1 protein-coding gene and 1 pseudogene are annotated in these 1,560 nt (G+C 58.9%); one reads left to right on the top strand and one right to left on the bottom strand.

What is annotated here, in order from left to right; translation table 11 throughout:
- Positions 1-218: 218 nt before the first annotated feature.
- Positions 219-554: pseudogene (locus F759_RS39945) on the bottom strand (integrase core domain-containing protein); the annotation flags it as partial.
- Between the two features lie 69 nt (positions 555-623).
- Here F759_RS39945 and F759_RS39940 point away from each other — a divergent pair.
- Positions 624-1,560: hypothetical protein (locus tag F759_RS39940; protein ID WP_407668576.1), on the top strand; the 937-nt coding region annotated here is incomplete at its 3' end.

Raw genomic sequence — 1,560 nt, 5'->3', positions numbered from 1 at the left:
GTGATATTCAACAAGGATACCCACGTCGGCAATCCTGGCGGCCCAAATGTATTACCGTTCCGGGCTGAGTATTTCCAGTCCGCTGCGTCGGTCACGCCCGGTTCGATTACGGCAATTGCCACGGTCACGGTGAATTACCAATAGCGGCGTAACGATGGCATTTCTGCAGTGACCCCGACGTCCCCCCACTTTCAGTAGCGGGGCAATATAGTCCGGGGTTACTTTAACTGCTTCGCACAGGCGGCAGGCGTCAGCCCGCCCAGTGCACGCTTGGGTCGTTCCTCGTTGTATTCCCGTCGCCAGGCTTCGATCTCGGCGCGCGCGTGAAGGAGGCTCGGAAACCAGTGCTCGTTGAGGCATTCATCGCGCAGGCGGCCGTTGAAGGATTCGACTTAGGCGTTCTGGTTAGGCTTGCCTGGTTCGATCAGGCGTAACTGCAAATCGCGCTCGTACGCCCACGTGACCATCGCCTTGCCGCAGAATTTCTTGCCGTTGTCGGTGAGGATCACGGTGGGCAGGCCGCGACTGAGCGCCAGGTGATCGAGTACGCGGGTAAGATGGCAACGCGATATACCACGCAGGCCGCCTCGAAGCCGGGACGCGTCAGCGAAGGAAATTTGTAAATGAAAGCGTATGTGAGTTTACTTCTTAACCGCCTGGCAAAGAGAATAGCTTGGTCGCTTCTGTTGGCGGCGGCTGCCCTGGCGACACCACAGTTGGCGTCCGCTGCTGTGGGCATAAGTTGCACAGGTTCGATCCCCGTGAATGTGCCCGCTATCGACAGCGCTGACGTGGCAGTGGCGCCGGTCGGCGGATTCATCACGCCGTGGTACGCGTCAAACATCCACTCTGTAGCCGGCGCCGGCTGCAAGAGCACACTCTCGTCGTACCGCCAGGCAATGGCCAATTTCTTCTATCTGACCGGGCCGGCTGCGTCGGGCACGACGGTAACGGACAATGGCGTGACGTATGATGTCTACCCCACAAGTGTGCCGGGGATCGGCTACGTTCTGGGATTTTCCAATAATTGCACGCCCGGCGTATATAAGGCCATGAAGCCGGGTGCGCCGCCCGCACCGGCCGCACCGATTACCGGTAATGGGAATGCGTGTGCGTCACCTCAGACGCCTTCGTTCAATGTGGTGGATCAGGCGTATTTCACGTCCACCACAGCGGCCGGCGGCGAATTGCAAGCGATGAATATGAATCTGCAAGTTCGCTTTGTGAAAATGACCGCCAGCCCGGGCACCGGTGCGATCACGGGCAACTTGGCCAGCATGTGTGTCTATTCCTATGGCAATGGTAACTACTTGCCCACAGAACCTGACGATTACTTCCCCGCGAGCGGGCCTTACTATTTTAGCAATTCCCACCCTAACGCGGTCGCCTGTGGAACTAGCCTGACCGTGGGCGCCTCGGTTCTGCCGATCACGTGCGATTTCGGCGTGGGTGGCCTGAACCGAAGCATCACGTTGCCGACCATTGCCAGCAGCGCACTCACAGGAGTCGGTTCGACCGCAGCTGGAGCGCAGTTCTCGCTGAATGTCACATGCCTCAACG

Source organism: Paraburkholderia dilworthii, from assembly GCF_000472525.1.
Classification (GTDB): Bacteria; Pseudomonadota; Gammaproteobacteria; order Burkholderiales; family Burkholderiaceae; genus Paraburkholderia; species Paraburkholderia dilworthii.
Note: the sequence above shows the minus strand (reverse complement) of the source record. Positions and strands in the feature narration are given on the sequence as shown.